The organism is Phocaeicola plebeius, from assembly GCF_003437535.1.
In the GTDB taxonomy this organism is placed as follows: domain Bacteria; phylum Bacteroidota; class Bacteroidia; order Bacteroidales; family Bacteroidaceae; genus Phocaeicola; species Phocaeicola plebeius_A.
Genome location: NZ_QSQT01000033.1, coordinates 20,001 through 34,822 on the forward strand (window position 1 = coordinate 20,001; position 14,822 = coordinate 34,822).

At 43.9% G+C, this 14,822-nt stretch carries 15 protein-coding genes; 6 read left to right on the forward strand and 9 right to left on the reverse strand.

Annotated features, from left to right (window positions below; all coding sequences use genetic code 11):
* Nucleotides 1-21: 21 nt before the first annotated feature.
* The gene (aroC, locus tag DXD04_RS14075) at nt 22-1,101 is read left to right on the forward strand and encodes a chorismate synthase (RefSeq protein WP_117673842.1); all 1,080 of its coding nucleotides are present in this window, start codon (nt 22-24) and stop codon (nt 1,099-1,101) included.
* Between the two features lie 11 nt (nt 1,102-1,112).
* On the forward strand, nt 1,113-2,468 hold the full coding sequence (locus DXD04_RS14080) for a dipeptidase (protein WP_117673843.1): 1,356 nt from the start codon (nt 1,113-1,115) through the stop codon (nt 2,466-2,468).
* Nucleotides 2,469-2,565: 97 nt separating this feature from the next.
* On the opposite strand, the gene DXD04_RS14085 is transcribed toward DXD04_RS14080, so the two are convergent.
* From DXD04_RS14085 to DXD04_RS14105, 5 genes are all read right to left on the reverse strand, one after another.
* Entirely contained in the window at nt 2,566-3,543 is a 978-nt protein-coding gene (locus DXD04_RS14085; RefSeq protein ID WP_118425110.1) for a hypothetical protein, read from the reverse strand.
* A gap of 98 nt (nt 3,544-3,641) precedes the next feature.
* Entirely contained in the window at nt 3,642-4,295 is a 654-nt protein-coding gene (locus tag DXD04_RS16780; RefSeq protein WP_185149763.1) for a hypothetical protein, read from the reverse strand.
* Nucleotides 4,243-5,310 (reverse strand): hypothetical protein, encoded by a 1,068-nt coding sequence (locus DXD04_RS14095; RefSeq protein ID WP_147330769.1) that lies wholly within the window; start codon nt 5,308-5,310, stop codon nt 4,243-4,245. The genes DXD04_RS16780 and DXD04_RS14095 overlap by 53 nt, the downstream gene beginning before the upstream one ends.
* Nucleotides 5,311-5,576: 266 nt before the next feature.
* Complete coding sequence (locus tag DXD04_RS14100; protein ID WP_117673847.1) at nt 5,577-6,554, reverse strand: endonuclease/exonuclease/phosphatase family protein; 978 nt, start codon at nt 6,552-6,554, stop codon at nt 5,577-5,579.
* Nucleotides 6,555-6,592: 38 nt separating this feature from the next.
* Entirely contained in the window at nt 6,593-8,050 is a 1,458-nt protein-coding gene (locus DXD04_RS14105; RefSeq protein WP_117673848.1) for an aminoacyl-histidine dipeptidase, read from the reverse strand.
* A gap of 144 nt (nt 8,051-8,194) precedes the next feature.
* Here DXD04_RS14105 and DXD04_RS14110 point away from each other — a divergent pair, with 144 nt between their 5' ends.
* Both DXD04_RS14110 and DXD04_RS14115 read left to right on the forward strand, forming a co-directional pair.
* A complete protein-coding gene (locus tag DXD04_RS14110; protein ID WP_007561388.1) occupies nt 8,195-8,422 on the forward strand; it encodes a hypothetical protein in 228 nt (75 codons plus the stop codon).
* Nucleotides 8,423-8,459: 37 nt separating this feature from the next.
* A complete protein-coding gene (locus DXD04_RS14115; protein ID WP_007561387.1) occupies nt 8,460-9,056 on the forward strand; it encodes an OmpH/Skp family outer membrane protein in 597 nt (198 codons plus the stop codon).
* A gap of 76 nt (nt 9,057-9,132) precedes the next feature.
* On the opposite strand, the gene DXD04_RS14120 is transcribed toward DXD04_RS14115, so the two are convergent.
* The 3 genes from DXD04_RS14120 to DXD04_RS14130 all read right to left on the reverse strand — a co-directional run bounded on the left by DXD04_RS14120 (nt 9,133) and on the right by DXD04_RS14130 (nt 13,031).
* Complete coding sequence (locus DXD04_RS14120; protein WP_117673849.1) at nt 9,133-10,911, reverse strand: DUF4091 domain-containing protein; 1,779 nt, start codon at nt 10,909-10,911, stop codon at nt 9,133-9,135.
* A gap of 115 nt (nt 10,912-11,026) precedes the next feature.
* The gene (locus DXD04_RS14125; RefSeq protein WP_022054721.1) at nt 11,027-12,136 is read right to left on the reverse strand and encodes a Fic family protein; all 1,110 of its coding nucleotides are present in this window, start codon (nt 12,134-12,136) and stop codon (nt 11,027-11,029) included.
* A 130-nt stretch (nt 12,137-12,266) separates the two neighbouring features.
* A complete protein-coding gene (locus tag DXD04_RS14130) occupies nt 12,267-13,031 on the reverse strand; it encodes a response regulator transcription factor (RefSeq protein WP_259299564.1) in 765 nt (254 codons plus the stop codon).
* A 121-nt stretch (nt 13,032-13,152) separates the two neighbouring features.
* Between DXD04_RS14130 and DXD04_RS14135 the strand changes: the two genes are divergently transcribed.
* Entirely contained in the window at nt 13,153-13,806 is a 654-nt protein-coding gene (locus DXD04_RS14135) for a DUF1349 domain-containing protein (RefSeq protein ID WP_117673852.1), read from the forward strand.
* Nucleotides 13,782-14,336 carry a Fic family protein gene (locus DXD04_RS14140; RefSeq protein WP_117673851.1) on the forward strand — a complete coding sequence of 185 codons (555 nt, stop codon included), beginning with the start codon at nt 13,782-13,784 and terminating at the stop codon, nt 14,334-14,336. The genes DXD04_RS14135 and DXD04_RS14140 overlap by 25 nt, the downstream gene beginning before the upstream one ends.
* 175 nt (nt 14,337-14,511) lie before the next feature.
* On the opposite strand, the gene DXD04_RS16785 is transcribed toward DXD04_RS14140, so the two are convergent.
* The coding region (locus tag DXD04_RS16785; RefSeq protein ID WP_220444615.1) for a hypothetical protein at nt 14,512-14,822 on the reverse strand (311 nt) is incomplete at its 5' end.

A 14,822-nucleotide genomic window follows, 5' to 3' on the forward strand; every position in this document is an offset into this window, starting at 1 on the left:
AATCAATTATACCATACAACGATGTACAATAACACTTTTGGAAATATCTTCCGTCTCACCAGTTTCGGTGAATCACACGGAAAAGCTATAGGCGGAGTTATCGACGGATTTCCGGCAGGTATCGCCATCGACATGGATTTTATTCAACAGGAACTGGACCGACGCCGTCCCGGACAATCGGCCATCACCACAGCCCGAAAAGAGGCTGACCAGGTAGAATTTCTTTCCGGAATATATGAAGGGGTATCTACCGGATGTTCCATCGGATTTGTGGTATGGAATACCAACCAGCATTCCAACGATTATAACAACATGAAAGACGTATTCCGTCCTTCTCATGCCGACTTTACCTATACACAAAAATACGGTATACGCGACCACCGGGGAGGAGGACGTTCTTCAGCCCGTGAAACCATCGCCCGTGTAGTAGCCGGTACCCTTGCCAAACTGGCATTGCGACAGCTCGGCGTTCGCATCACGGCCTTCACTTCGCAGGTAGGAGAATTCAAGTTGGATAAAGACTATACCGCATACGATTTGAGTACCATTGAAGACAATCCGGTACGCTGTCCGGATCAAGAACTTGCCAAGCAGATGGCTGACTATATTTACCAGACAAAAGGAGAAGGCGATACCATCGGTGGTGTCATCAGCTGTGTCATACAAGGATGCCCTATCGGATTGGGCCAGCCGGTTTTCGGCAAGCTTCATGCCGCCTTGGGCAATGCCATGCTTAGCATCAACGCTGTCAAAGGCTTTGAATATGGACAAGGTTTCAGTCACATGGAGATGAAAGGCAGCCAGCAAAACGATATATTCTATCGTAACGGAGAGAAAATAGCCTTCCGCACCAACCGCTCAGGAGGTATTCAGGGAGGTATCAGCAACGGCCAGGATATTTATTTCCGCGTAGCCTTCAAGCCGGTAGCTACGGTATTGATGGAACAGCCTACAGTCGACATCTATGGCAACGAAACTATTCTGAAAGCCCGCGGACGTCACGACCCTTGTGTGTTACCTCGCGCAGTCCCCATTGTGGAAGCTATGGCAGCTATGACGATACTCGATTATTATCTGCTTAATAAAACTACACATCTGTAAATAAAAATACCATGGAAATCAAACAATACATCCAAGAAAATGAAGAACGGTTCCTGAACGAACTGTTCAGCCTTATCCGCATTCCCAGCATCAGTGCACTTCCTGCGCATAAGGACGACATGCTGGCCTGCGCGGAACGCTGGCGTCAGCTACTGCTCGAAGCAGGAGCCGATGAAGCGATGGTCATGCCCTCAGAAAGACATCCGTTAGTCTATGCCGAAAAGCGTGTCAGCCCCGATGCTCCGACCGTACTGGTCTATGCACATTATGACGTCATGCCGGCCGAACCGTTGGAATTATGGAAAAGCCAGCCTTTCGAACCGGAAGTTCGTGACGGTCGTATCTGGGCACGCGGTGCCGACGATGATAAAGGACAGTCCATGATTCAAGTCAAGGCTTTTGAATACCTCGTACGTGAAGGGCTGCTCCGCCACAATGTGAAATTCATTTTTGAAGGAGAAGAAGAAATCGGTTCGCCCAGCCTGAATGCTTTTCTGAAAGCACACAAGGAACTGTTGAAAGCCGATGTGATCTTAGTGTCCGACACCAGCATGTTAGGGGCTGACCTGCCGTCCCTCACTACCGGACTAAGAGGACTGGCTTACTGGGAAATTGAAGTAACCGGCCCGAACCGTGACCTTCACTCCGGACATTTCGGTGGTGCAGTGGCCAATCCTATCAACGTGCTCTGCGATTTACTTTCAAAAGTCATCGACGCAGACGGACGTATTACCGTTCCTCATTTCTACGATGACGTAGAAGAAGTACCGGCTGCCGAGCGCGAAATGATTGCCCAGATTCCGTTCGACGAGAAAAAATACATGGAAGCCATCGGAGTGAAAGCCCTGAAAGGCGAAAAAGGCTATTCCACACTGGAACGCAACAGCTGCCGTCCGTCATTCGATGTATGCGGCATCTGGGGAGGATATACAGGCGAAGGTTCCAAGACCGTATTGCCTTCTAAAGCCTACGCCAAAGTTTCCAGCCGTCTGGTCCCTCACCAGCAGCATGAAAAAATCTCCCAGCTGTTTGTAGACTATCTCACACAGCAGGCACCCGACTATGTACAAGTGAAAGTCACTCCTCTGCATGGAGGTGAAGGCTATGTGTGCCCGATTGACCATCCGGCTTATCAAGCTGCAGAAAAAGGATTTGAAAAAGCTTTCGGCAAAAAGCCACTGGCTGTACGTCGTGGAGGAAGTATTCCTATCATCAGCGATTTCGAACAGATTCTGGGTATTAAAACCATTCTGATGGGATTCGGACTGGAAAGCGATGCCATCCACTCCCCGAATGAGAACTTCTCACTTGATATTTTCAGAAAAGGAATAGAAGCCGTAGTGGAATTCCACCAACAATATAAATAACACTGCACAAAGCACATTCCTAAAGGGCACTGCACAAGGAGAAACAAATACACTCACTCCTTGTACAGTGCTTTCATTCTTAATGCTTTTTCGATGCTTATCTCTTTTCGGTACGCAGCAAATAAAGCCACGTGTTATCTTCCCACGCACCGTCTTCCTGAATAATCTGGAAAAATAGTTCCATTTCTTCTACCTCTTCCTCCGGAAGCCCTTCTGCTCCCTTAGATCTGATATAGCGCGAGACAGCTCTTTGACGATACGGACTGGCAATATTCAGATACAATGAGCCGGAGTTATCCCCCCTTGCAAAATACATAGGCAGGAAGTCTCTTCCGTCATTAAAGAAATCGGTGAAAAAAATTGAACATGGCAGCGGCTCCCCAATCAGTTCCGTTTCCACACAACGAGACTGTTCCTGCGTAAAAATCCAATTCATACGGTTCGGTATCATACTGGAAATATCATATTGCAGCGTAGCAATCTGCACAAAGTTCTCTTCTCCCACTTCTCTCACAAACACATCCAGCGTAGCGTCCGCATGAAATATCACCCGCATCATCTCCGTACGTTGAGCCACCCTCTGCCCCATTTTGCGCAGCACATCTTTCACCAAATCCGTTTTTTTCCATACTTGTCCGTTCCATTCCACTTCTCCCGGACCACCAACTATTAACGACAGACAGTCCTCTCCAAAATGAAAATCATAAGGCGTGTCCAGTTCGATACAGGATTCGTTCATCTGATACCGGCAGGTGATGGACAATTTTTTCTCCTCTTCCTGTGGCATGAAATACCCTTCCACCTCCAGATCATAAGGCTTTCCGGAAGACTTTCCGGAAAAAACAATTTCAGACACTCCAGGAACTACATCCACCGCCAGTTTAATGTCATCCGGAAGTAAGGATGAAATCGTCAGCTGTAGTTTGGTCGTATCCGATTCTATCGCATCAAATTCCACTACGGGATATGCCCATGCATCTTTCACTCCCAATGCTTTCCCGTTCCATTGGAAATCAAAAGCCGAGCCAGAAAAACGAATCTCACACATTTCACTCTCCGGGTTCAGTAGCGGCAATGCCTCTTCATTTTTACAGGAAAAGAAAAGTAATAGTATCCCAACGGACAAACATTTCAAAACCGTTCTCATATTCTTTCAATTAAAAGTTAACAAAATCAGTTCTCAATGGGAACAAATGGATATACATTGTAATACCAGTCACCAGAATTATAATAATCCCATCGGAACCTAGGGACAAAAGTATGGCTTGACACAATCGTATTTTCCCTACCATTATTTTCCACTTTCATTTCAACAGTTACCACTAATATATAACGTGACATAAAAGTCAAATGAGGAACCGCTCCTTGTTCTCCTTCTGGAGTATTAGGTAAATAAATTTCAAAAGGCGCCTTATCTCCCCAATTCCATAGTTCCTCTCCATTCTTATCTTTCAAAACGACTCCAGTATAAATATAAAAAGGTGGTCTATATACCTCGTCATATAACAACTCCGAAGAAACAGGTCTTCGCTCATTATGCACACCACTGGTACCTTCATTTAATGCATCATATAAAACAGTATGACTCGTTTCATAAATTTCGCCTTTAACAGTATAACTTTTTACCGACGACAACATTTCCGGATTCAGGTTTAAACAGTCATCCAAATCCGAAGCATAAAACTCTGGTCCCATGGACTGATATATCTGAACTGCTTCATCGTTATCCTGCTTGTAATGAGTAGCATAAGGAGAGAGTCTTAAACACGGATAATCAGACAAACTCCATACACCCAAACGACCGATTTTGTCTGGAGAAAGAGACAATGTGAAAGGGGGTATCAAACCTGTGGCAAGCGTTTCTATCTCTCCAGAAAGAGTTACCTTTCCATTCGTCTGCAACATAACGGTCTGTACGGTATTTTTTTTCCCTATCAAACCCACCAGTAAAAGCACCTAATAACGTACTAACTCCAGAAGAAACAAGACTACCTGCCCCTTTTACAATTAAAGACTTTATTTCTTTAAATACTTTCTCGCTTTCAATTGCTTTCTCCACCCACTTCTCTGCTTTATCCCCTGCATATTTAGCTACAGATTTCACTATTTTATCTCCCTTATTATATGTTGTTGAAGAAAGAATCAGTCCTTCTGTGGTACTTTCAAAATCACCATCTAATTCAATTGTACTAGTAGTACATGAATGTGGAATTATTTGAAGCGTTCCTCCTTTTAAATTAGGATCATACGCCAACTCTGTCTGAAAACAATTCCAGCCCACGGTATATCCTTTAGAATCATCATTTGATATATTGCCTACATAAATATCATAAATATCCTTCCCTGTAGACAGTTCCGCATAAACATCAGAAAAAGCTAAACAAGATTGAGGAATCTCAAAATGCAATTTCCACATTGCTGTATTCTGTAAATTCGCTTGTTCTGGCTCCAAATAATAAAAAACTTTTAGTACCCCCGTATACTTATTATGAAAAATCAGATAATTCACTCCTAAATCTCCATAACCATTAACTGTATGGGCAATCAACTCCCATCCATCTACAGATTTTATGTCCATTCTTATGTCATAAGGAATCGCAGTTGTAGACTGAGTTGTATTCCATGGCGTATTAACATGATTTCCTGAAGATAATGTTACCTTTTCCCATTCCTCCCAATTCAATTGTCCCGAACGACTACGTCCTGCATCGGACTTAGGATAAGCAACTAATTCCCGAACAGTAGGTAATGCCTTTACTTTTTCTTGAACTTCCAATTCATTTGAACAAGACATTACTCCTATTCCATATAGAAACACACAAAAGAACAATGATTTTTTCATAACCTTAGATTTTGATTTCGCAATAAATATACGTTTTTTCTTTTAGAAATACAACTCCCGGACAAGAAAACATATATTCATTTAGTCAAAATAATACACGGCTCTTCCATTTTCCCAGTACTTTCCTAGAAGTACTGGAGTACCGCCGGGGAAGTACCGGAGTACTACTGAGGAAGTACCGGAGTACCGCTGGGAAAGTACTGATTTAGTTAAATGAAAGAGCCATGGCCAATAATATCAACTTTCAATGCGCGCGAGAAACAACTCTATTCTTCCACTATCAGTTCCAGCAGCACCGGAAGATGATCGCTATATCCTCCGTGATACCGCATTCCTTTATAGGTGCGGAAAGGCGTATCCCCTCCATACACATTATCTTCTTCCAACAAAAAAGGGAAACGTAGAATAGAGACTTTTTCTTTTGAAGTCCTTGTACGAGCATCCGGCTGCAACAGAGCACCGTTCACTACCATCTGATCCAGTACACCCCACTCTCCTTTATAACGATAGGTCCCTCCCTGCTGGTTATCCATCAGATTATACAAGGCACATAACTGCGGCTTTTCAGACAAGGCAGACACACGAAGCCCTTCCTGCAACGACTTTCCATCAGGATAGTCATTAAAGTCCCCCATAATAATAAGACGGGGATTCTGCCGCTCAGCCATGACCGAATCAGCGGCTTGACGGATTCTGCGGGCCACCCACAAACGATAGGGATCTGTTTTCTTTGCCCCTCCCACACGCGAGGGAAGATGACAGACAAAGACATCTAACGTATCTCCGCTTACCACACGCCCCGATACGTACAGCACATCTCGCGTAGGACGCATACCCAATGAATCTGACGGAATACGAATTTTCTGTGAAGCGAGCAAGCGGAACGAGACTGGTTGATACAACAGAGCCACATCGATGCCACGCTCATCGGGCGAGCTGGTCATGACATACTTATAACCCACTTCACGAAGCGGAGAATAACGGGTCAAGCTTTTCAGGCAATAGTCATTTTCCACCTCACACAAACCCACCAAATCAGGCACCTGTTCCTTTCCTGCTGCCAGTATCACCTTTCCAATCTTGTTCACCTTATCCTGAAAGCGACGGTACGTCCAGTTCCGTACACTCCCCGGCAAAAACTCTGTATCCTGCTTTAAAGAATCGTGACGGCAATCAAACAAGTTTTCCACGTTGTACTCCATCACCCGGAACGCATGCTGTGCCTGAGCCGGTGCGGCACTCATGCCGCACACAGCCCATAGCAAGCTATAAATTAGTTTTCTCATGAACGAGCCGGAATATTTACCAGCACATCCAGCAGATGACGCCAGAACTTGTCCACCGTAGGAATCAGCATGCGTTCATCCGGTGAGTGCACGCCACGCAGCGTCGGTCCGAAAGAAACCATATCCAATGACGGATATTTCTCCAGGAACAATCCACATTCCAGTCCGGCATGAATCGCTTTCACTTTCGGTTCCACTCCAAACAAACGTTTATAGCTTTCTACAGCCACCTTCAGAATAGCAGACGACGGATTCGGTTTCCATCCCGGATAACCGTCACCGGTCACACAAGTAGCTCCACCCAGTTCAAATGCAGAACGTACCATCTGCGACATATCCTTGCGAGAAGAAAGGATAGAACTACGCTGACTGGTCACTACCACAATCTTGCCGTCACGCATCTTCACCGAAGCCAAGTTAGAAGAAGTCTCCACCAAGCCTTCCATATCCTGACTCATGGCATACACTCCGTGATGCACGGCATACAGGGAATGCAGGAAGCGTGTCATGGCTTCTTTTTCCATTACCTCCGCACAAGGAGTTTCCGACTCCAGTTCCATGGTCAGATTCGGTTCCGTCACCGCAAACTCATTCTCTACCTCAGCCAGGAATATATTCAATGCCACCCGTACATTTTCTTTATCAGCCATCGGCACGGCACAAACGGCATGGGCTTCTCTCGGAATGGCATTGTGCAAGTTACCTCCGTCAATGTGGCTCAGACGCAAATCATACTGCTTCATCAAGATTACCAGGAAACGGTCGAGCAACTTGTTGGCATTGGCACGTTTCTTATTGATGTCGTCACCAGAATGTCCGCCGGTCAATCCTTTAACTGCCACACGGAAGAAGAAATAACCTTCAGGAGCTGCTGTCATAGGGCAAGGGAATTCAGCTGTAGTACCAGCACCTCCGGCACAGCCGATAAACAATTCACCTTCATCTTCCGAATCCAGGTTTATCAGAATATCGCCGCTCATGAAACCTTCTTTCAAGGCAAATGCGCCGGTCAGTCCCGTTTCCTCATCTACGGTGAACAAGCACTCCAGCGGTCCGTGCTGAATATCATCTGCAGCCAGCACAGCCAGTTCAGTCGCCATACCGATACCGTTGTCAGCACCCAGTGTAGTACCTTTCGCCTTCAGCCATTCCCCGTCAATGTAAGTTTCAATCGGGTCTGTTTCAAAATTATGTACCGTCTGGTTGTTTTTCTCGCATACCATGTCCATGTGCGACTGCAACACCACTTTTTTCAGATTTTCCATACCAGCGGTAGCCGGTTTGCTAATCAAGACATTTCCAGCCTCATCCACTTTATATTCCAGCGCATAGGCTTTTGCAAAGTCCACCAGATAATTCCTGATTTTTTCTTCCTTCTTGGAAGGACGCGGCACACGGCAGATTTCTTCAAAATAATGAAAAACCGATGCCGGCTTCAAATCTTTCTTTTCCATAAAAGTATTTCAATAAACGATTAAAAATTAGATGCGAACAAAAGTTAAATACAGCGTTTTTCCTCACATAAAAGGCTTTTTTAAAGACAAAACCCTGAGGAATCGTGACAAAAACTATATCTTTGCACCACAAAATTAATAGAAATGCTCAAGACTCTCCTGATAACTTTGTTAATAGTTGCTATCTGCATAGCGCTATTATCGGTGAAAATACTTTTCAAGAAGAATGGACGCTTCCCTAACACACACGTCAGCGGAAGCAAGGCCATGCGGAAAAGAGGTATCGGATGCGTGCAATCGCAAGACCGTGAAGCCCAACGCATCAATCCTCACGCCATTCCGGAAAGACAGTCGGCAGCAACAGAACAATGAAGCTAATAATTAACTAAAAAACGATATCAATATCATTATGAAAAAAATGAATGTTTTGAAAGGACTCCTGGCTCTTGCCGTAGTATTCCTGTTTGCACAATGCACAGACAACAAGGGAACTTCTACTGAAGCTTCTGCTCCGGCAGTAGCAGGTACAAATATGAAGATTGCCTACGTAGAAGTTGATTCGCTGCTCACTAAATATCGCTACTGGAATGACCTGAACGAACTGATGATTCAGAAGGAAGAAAACATCCGTACGACATTGAATGAAAAAGCAAAAGAACTGGACGGCGAAATGAGAGAATTCCAGCGTAAACTGGAAAACAACGGTTTTGCCAGCCGCGAACGTGCAGAACAGGAAAACGCACGTCTGTTGCAGAAACAGCGTGACTTGCAGCAATTGCAGGAAAAGCTTTATGCTGACCTCCAGGCTGAAAACCAGAAGAACAGCCTGCAGCTTCGTGATTCTATCAACTCATTCTTAAAAGTATACAACCAGAAAAAAGGCTACAGCCTGATTATCAGCAACACTCAGTTGGACAACCTGTTGTTTGCAGACAAGTCACTGGATATCACACAGGAAATCGTTGACGGCTTGAACGCACGTTACACTCCTAGCACAAAGAAATAAATACTCATTTGATTTTATCATACTAAAAAGTCCGGCCATTGCGACCGGACTTTTTTATTTCCTGCAGATACATCTTTTACATCTCATTGAGCAAGGCATTCAGCTCACTCACCATCAGGGCAGGCGACTTCTTATTCGTCTTCATCCAACCTTCCGGTGTAAATTCCGACAGTTTGACATTCAGCTTCTTCAATTTTCCGTTTGCTCCCTTGGCTGCCAGTTCTTCCCGAAGGATATGGATTTTCTCACAATCCTGCAAACCTTCCACCAGACGTTCGAAACGGATACTGCTACGCGGACCAGGATAGATGCTGTACGTGTCACCAGCTGCCCACGTACGGAAACGTGAATCGCGCAGCGGATCCATCGGCCAGCTGTTTACTGCCCAGCGAAGATAACCGTCATATCCTCCAGCCACCGCATGAAGCACCGTCCAGACTGCTTCAGCAGGTTCAGAGAAAGTAAATGTATTAGGGAAAGCCTCCGTACAGCAAGTATACACCGTACTGATTTGTCCTTTCCGTTCACGTTCTGCCTTTACCTCTTCCGGAAACTGATTGCCATAAGGGATACTCAAATAATACAAATCTCCCTGAATCTCCTCATGATAATTACCGGCCAATGTAATCTTGAATTCCGGATCGGCCGCCTTAATCACCTTAATAGCTTCACGCATAGCCTCCATAGGACGTTCGTCCATAGAAATGGCCGTCTTTTCAAACCACCCCTTCTCACGCAAGTGACGGGAAAAATCTTTCAGGAACGTACCCCAGTATTCAGCATAGGCTTCCTCACCCGGAGCAGCCTTGATAAACTGTACGCGGTTGGTAGCCTGATCAAAATAATCAAAGCTCAACGCCCATGGAATCATCGTGTAGCAGCTAATCAAATCCTTGATACCCACTTCGTTCATCATGAACTCCACCCACTTGTCGAACACCGTATAATCATACACCCACGTACCGTCCAGCTTCTTCATCCGGAAAATCATGCTATCGTAATGGTCTTCCGTCTGTCCGGCCCAAGGCTTGTGCATGATGCTGGCGGTAATAGCCCGCTGCCCCACATTTGCCAACATCTTCATGATAGGACGCATGGCATCAAAGTGCTCCTTGCTCCACAACGGCACCTGATAGTAACGCGCCACGGCATACGGATTCTGCCACAAGTCCAAATGAAACGCCCATTTCTGCGGTTCCGGCAACGTACGGTTCACTACCTCGATTTCAAACGGCAGTTTCATGGCCTCAAAATTCTTTCCAGACACCGTCAGCGTACCTTTATACTTTCCGGGGCGTGCATCAGCAGGTACCCATACATTCAGCCACACCGGCTGCGTACTGCGCGCCTGAACTTCACGTACCCGCACAATATCAAGCACATCGGCCACCATGGAAGAATCCCACTCTGCCTTATTCTCACGAGGGCCACAACCCCCACTTCCATCCTTGTTCAATTCATCCGTCATTACATAACGTACAAAATACGTATTCACGGCCGAGGCGGGAATTACCGAAGAACCGTTCTTCAATTCACTGACAGCAATTTCCGCTCCTTCCAGTTCTTTCTGCGTCCAAAGCACAGCCTGTGCATTCACACGCTCTCCTTTCCAAGCCTTCAGCCGGAGCGTACCAGTAGCTTTCACGTCGGGCACATTCAGTTTCTTGTAACGCACATCCGTCGTTCCCCAACAAAACCGAACCGGAGCAGTCATCTTACTCCACACTTCATCCCCGTCGTGCGGCTTCGTGTCGGTCAGTTCTACATAATCTCCCAGTGGAAACTTTTCTGCCTGCTGAGAAAAACAGGCCGGCCCGCATGCAAGCAGCGCCGATAAAAACAACATTTTTTTCATGGTTTATTATTTAGGTTTAGTGCTAACTTGAAAATCTTTCTGCAAATTTCTGATAATTCAAATCTACAAAATTACTCCATTTTTTATATCATCCAATCATACTTTCTTGTTACCCCTACATTTCATCTATGCAATGTAACTTTGCTAAAGAATAATTTGTACTTCTACCTCCCTCATTATTCTTTACCAACACACCTTTGGCAATCAAATCGTTTATATCATTCAAAGCCGTATCCGACGAACATTTAGCAATTTTAGCCCATTTACCAGAAGTAAGTTTACCCAAGAAACCATCAAACAGCATATTAATCAGTTTACGTTGCCGCACATTAAACTCTATATCCCTAAAATACTCCCAAAACTTGGCTTTTTCCAGCACAGCAGCCAATGTATCTCGTGTTGAATCCAATGCTTTTTCAAGACACTTCAGGAACCAAAGAAGCCATTCCGTAATGTCTCCATCTCCTTTCTGAGTTCTTTCCAATATTTCATAATACTCTTTTTGCATTAACTTAATTTCAGCCGACATGCTATAAAACCGTTTGCCTGTATTTTCTGAACGTGCCAGCATCATATCAGTCAAGGCCCTGGTAATTCGTCCATTACCATCATCAAAAGGATGTATAGATACAAACCATAAATGAACAATTGCTGCCTTAATTACTTCGTCTATATCTTCTTCAGTATTAACCCACTGAATAAAACGTTTCATTTCTTCGGGTACTTTTTCTGGCGAGGGAGCCTGATAATGAACCTTTTCACGCCCCATTGCTCCCGAAACGACCTGCATTTCACCTGTGCGATACTTCCCAACTTCAATCCTGTACAATCCACTTATTCCAGACGGAAACAATACATTATGCCATCCAAAAAGACGGTCGTCAGATAAAGGCTTTTTATAATTTTGCGTAGCATCCAATAACATCTCCACTATTCCTTCCACATATCGGGAAGCTGGAACAAGACCAGCCGTTTCAATACCTAAACGACGAGCAATAGAAGAACGCACTTCCTGCAAATTCAACATTTCACCCTCAATTTCCGAAGAACGAACCAGTTCGACAGACATGGTAGAAAGCATAGCCTCATCCTGAAATTCAAATCCAAGAGTAGAAAGACTACCTAACACCATACCTTGTTTCACCCTGATTCGCCCTAAAAGCTTAAGTACTTTACTACTATCGTAGGTAAACTGCCACCAGTTTTCTCTTTCATGTAAATACATATAGTAACTTTTAGCAATAAAGATAATGATTTTTCGGTGAATAAGATATCTATTCACCGAAAAAAATCGGAGAATAAAACATCTATTCACCGAAAAAACAGTACATTTCCTGATAAAAATCACAAACACTCTACAAAATACCCAACTCCTTCGCTACCCTACATGCTTCAATGGAGCTTTTCACCTGAAACTTGCTCAAAATCTCCTGACGGTGCCGGCTGACCGTGTGCACACTGATAGAAAGCTGGCTGGCAATCTCCTTGCTCATCAAACCCTTATCTATCAACCGGAGAATTTGTTTCTCTCTGTCCGACAAGATTTGTGCATCCTCCTGACCGCCTAATTCCATCATTTCTCCGGTAACCGAATGAACGACCCTGCTCTTGCCGGAAAAGCCGAATAACCATGGAGTATACACGCATAATGCCAGCCACAAACTATTCCCTATAGGAGAAGGAACATAAAATAACCGGTGCAGCACAAACTGATAGTTTCCCTGCGCATCCTTTATACGCAACTTATTGGCCAGATAAAAATCAGTCCGCTTTGTCTTGGGCTGACGTCGCACAAAGTGAAAGAAACGAAGCTCCTGCAAATACTTGTCGCGCAAATCATCGGGATGAATCTGCTTCAAAATCTTTTCCTCCCAAATAGAATCTATTTTCTCTTCCGTACCATTCTCACGATTCCAACCAAACACCTGAGAAAAGCGCCCATAGTACACGTAACTCACATTCGTATGCATATCACTCAGCACAGATACCGCATTTTCCATCTCCGCATACCCCATGGCAATTTGCTTGTATTTTTCCAGTTCTGCCACAGGCTGTTGCCCTACCTTGTAAAGCGATTTCTGTTTTGAAAACTCATTGTTCAGTTCATCGACTATATTCATACAAAAATGGTTATTAATAATCATTGCAGATTCTTTTCCGGCATCTTACATTTGCAAAGATAATTTCCCTACGGATTTTATCAGCAAATATATCAAAGGAATCGTAATTAAATTATCAGATATGAAAAAACGACTTATAACAGGTATGGCCCTCTGGGCATCCCTGCAATGCGGAATGGCCCAGTCACTGGAAAAAATGCAATGGTTCAACGAACCCGAACAATGGAAAATAGAAAACCAGGCACTGACCATGTACGTCACCCCGCAGAGTGACTACTGGCACATTTCACACTATGGTTTTACCGTAGATGATGCTCCGTTCTATTACGCAACTTACGGAGGCGAATTTGAGGTCAAAGTAAAAGTGACCGGAGACTATAAAACCCGTTTCGACCAGGCCGGCCTGATGCTGCGCATTGACCACGAAAACTACATCAAGACAGGTATTGAGTTTGTAGACGGAAAATTCAACCTGAGCACCGTAGTCACCCACAAAACCTCTGACTGGAGCGTCATCGCACTGGACAAGCCGGTTCCTTACGTATGGATTAAAGCGGTAAGACGACTGGATGCCGTGGAAATATTCTATTCGTTCGACGACAAGGAATACGTCATGATGCGGAATGCCTGGCTTCAGGACAACACTCCCGTACACGTAGGTCTCATGGCAGCCAGCCCCGACGGAAATGGGTTCAATGCCACCTTCGAACACTTCAAAGTGAAACACCTTCCTGACCTTCGCCGACAGGAATGGCTGAAAAAGAATGCGGAATAAAAGAGTTTATGAGCTTAATTCCCCAGGCATTTCACTTAACATTCAGAAATGCCTGGGTATCCATTGGCAAACTTTCTTATATAATATGTCAGAACACATATTTTTTTACCTTTGTAAAAACAAACCACTATGTTCGAAGACCAGATAAGAAAGTACGACAACCTCGTTTCTCAATACAAAAAGATTGTATCAGACAAATTCTATTTCACGGTTTTTATGAATATCTCCATCCTTTCCGAGACGGGAACGGCCGACTTGGAAGAATGTTTACCAACTTCATTTTGCTGAAAAAAGATCAACCGATACTTATCATTCCTCGTGAAAAAAGAGAAGAGTATATCAGTGCGTTAAGATTCATCCGAAAAGAACGCACAGATGAATATCTGATAGACTTTTTCTTTAACACAGCCATTGAAAGAATGCAATCTGAAATTGAAGAAAAAAACAATATGACAAACAATTTCATTCATGGAATAAATTTTATTCAGAATGAAAAATCCACCTCACAAGACAACGAGATTGAAGCTTAAAATCATAACACAAGCACACAGAAAAAATTTCGAATCTGACAGGTGATAAACAAAAATAGTAATATCTTCAAGACAATATCAATATACCTTTTTTTGCTGTATTGTTGTGACTATCTATTTTTCTATCCATGTATTCAGAATAGCTGTTTATAGTATTTCTGGTTTCAGATGTTGTCTACGCCTTTCGTTCAATTCCCCATAATTCATTATCTAACTGAGAAACTTTATCATTTGTATCTCTCTGATATTTTTCAGGAACATGTTCTATAAATAACTTCCAACCTTCTATCTTATTATCTTTTTTAACCGGGCTATAGGCCAATTCTGATAACCTCATAGTTAAATCACTATTCCTACTTTGACTTATATACTTATAAGTATCTTTTCCGTAAGTATAATTATAGCTGTTATCCCGTGACAATAATGAGCATATTACATATTCCGAAGCATACCCGTTCACTTTCCGGCAGCTTATTAGGGTATAAA

What these genes read in the sequence shown, in the direction of transcription:
- aroC (WP_117673842.1), top strand. Translation starts at nt 22, where the DNA reads ATGTACAATAACACTTTTGGAAATATCTTCCGTCTCACCAGTTTCGGT.
- DXD04_RS14100 (WP_117673847.1), bottom strand. Translation starts at nt 6,554, where the DNA reads ATGAGTGCCGCACCGGCTCAGGCACAGCATGCGTTCCGGGTGATGGAG.
- DXD04_RS14080 (WP_117673843.1), top strand. Translation starts at nt 1,113, where the DNA reads ATGGAAATCAAACAATACATCCAAGAAAATGAAGAACGGTTCCTGAAC.
- DXD04_RS14130 (WP_259299564.1), bottom strand. Translation starts at nt 13,031, where the DNA reads ATGAATATAGTCGATGAACTGAACAATGAGTTTTCAAAACAGAAATCG.
- DXD04_RS14115 (WP_007561387.1), top strand. Translation starts at nt 8,460, where the DNA reads ATGAAAAAAATGAATGTTTTGAAAGGACTCCTGGCTCTTGCCGTAGTA.
- DXD04_RS14110 (WP_007561388.1), top strand. Translation starts at nt 8,195, where the DNA reads ATGCTCAAGACTCTCCTGATAACTTTGTTAATAGTTGCTATCTGCATA.
- DXD04_RS14120 (WP_117673849.1), bottom strand. Translation starts at nt 10,911, where the DNA reads ATGAAAAAAATGTTGTTTTTATCGGCGCTGCTTGCATGCGGGCCGGCC.
- DXD04_RS14125 (WP_022054721.1), bottom strand. Translation starts at nt 12,136, where the DNA reads ATGTATTTACATGAAAGAGAAAACTGGTGGCAGTTTACCTACGATAGT.
- DXD04_RS14105 (WP_117673848.1), bottom strand. Translation starts at nt 8,050, where the DNA reads ATGGAAAAGAAAGATTTGAAGCCGGCATCGGTTTTTCATTATTTTGAA.
- DXD04_RS14095 (WP_147330769.1), bottom strand. Translation starts at nt 5,310, where the DNA reads ATGAAAAAATCATTGTTCTTTTGTGTGTTTCTATATGGAATAGGAGTA.
- DXD04_RS14140 (WP_117673851.1), top strand. Translation starts at nt 13,782, where the DNA reads ATGGCTGAAAAAGAATGCGGAATAAAAGAGTTTATGAGCTTAATTCCC.
- DXD04_RS14135 (WP_117673852.1), top strand. Translation starts at nt 13,153, where the DNA reads ATGAAAAAACGACTTATAACAGGTATGGCCCTCTGGGCATCCCTGCAA.